The organism is Paenibacillus farraposensis, from assembly GCF_020736845.1.
In the GTDB taxonomy this organism is placed as follows: Bacteria; Bacillota; Bacilli; order Paenibacillales; family Paenibacillaceae; genus Paenibacillus; species Paenibacillus farraposensis.
This window is the reverse complement of the sequence record NZ_JAFFQR010000061.1, coordinates 1-509: the sequence shown is the minus strand read 5'-3', so window position 1 is coordinate 509 and position 509 is coordinate 1. Positions and strand designations below refer to the sequence as shown.

The window sequence follows — 509 nt, the reverse complement described above, 5'->3', positions numbered from 1 at the left end:
GCATGAGACGCTACCGCATGCGGGGCAATATGCTCTCCCTGAATGACTCCACTTTGCAAGTGCTCTGATTGAATGGATTCCGGCGCAAGGTGGACAGACTTTACAGCGCCCTCCGCCAATGCGGTTTCCTGTACCGCGCCCGCTGCCAAATGACGGCTATGCACGACATGCACAGACAGATGTCCGGGTTCGACGCTGTTTTCCGCCAGGTTAGCAGCTTGCACGGCCCGAGCGGCTAGCTTCTCAGAGGTGACACTTTCTGATTGAAGCGCATGGCCAGAGACACTATCCGGAGCCAGGTGTTTGGTCTGAACCGATGCAGATTGCAAATGGGCGGAGGTAACGGCTTCCGGGGCCAAATGGATGGACTGGATAGCCTCTTCTGCCACATGGTTTTCTTGCACAGCTTCGTCCGTAATGTGCCAAGGCTGTACCGAATGGGCTGACAGCTTGCTAGACGTCACGCTCTCTTCCCCCAGCTTGTCGGACGTGACAGATTCATCCTGCAG

1 pseudogene is annotated in these 509 nt (G+C 56.4%); it reads right to left on the bottom strand.

Features of this window, described 5'->3' with window-relative positions:
• A pseudogene (locus JO375_RS08755) lies at positions 1–509 on the bottom strand (hypothetical protein); the annotation flags it as partial.